The following is a 700-nucleotide window of genomic DNA, read 5'->3' on the forward strand; positions in this document are numbered from 1 at the left end:
GAGGTAGTAGAAAAATCCTATGGTGATGTTGGTTTAGCCATTGAAGGTATTGATACGAATTTCAAGAATGTGAATAACAACCTAACGAATAAGTTTAATGAACTTACTGAAAACATTACGAATATTACTCAGGAAGTTCAAGGCGATGCGCTGTTGTGGGATAAGGACGCAGAGGCGTTTGTAGCGACGCATGGGGACAATAAAGAGAACAGCAAGCTTACATCACTTGCAGCTGGCTCTATAGTATCAGGCTCGAGTGATGCGATTACGGGTGGACAGATTTATGATCTGCAAAAACAGTTTGCTGGCTATTTTGGTGGTGGTGCTGGTTATAATGAGAAAGGCGAATGGCAAGATCCGGATTTCCAAATTCAGACTTTCAGCAATGATGGTACGAAAGGTGATAAGAAGAGCAGTAATAATGTTGCAGGTGCGTTTAATGACATTAATGACAGCATGAGCACTATCAACGCTCGTATTAAGGAAGTTTCAGAAGGAGTTGCACAAGATTCTTTATCATGGAGCAAGGCTGAAGGTGCTTTTGTCGCCTTGCATGGAGAAAAAGATGGTGAGAAGACACACAGCAAGATCACATCACTTGCAAATGGTGATATTACTGCTAGCTCAAGCGATGCTGTAGCAGGAAATCAGCTATATGCTCTAGGTAACAGTGTTGCGCAGTCTTTAGGTGGTGATGCTA

Annotated in this window: 1 pseudogene; it reads left to right on the plus strand. The window is 42.1% G+C overall.

Features of this window, described 5'->3' with window-relative positions:
* Positions 1–700 (plus strand): annotated as a pseudogene (locus ACFIMA_RS09865) (hypothetical protein); the annotation flags it as partial.

This window comes from Bartonella sp. AP88HLJMH (assembly GCF_042195605.1).
In the GTDB taxonomy this organism is placed as follows: Bacteria; Pseudomonadota; Alphaproteobacteria; order Rhizobiales; family Rhizobiaceae; genus Bartonella.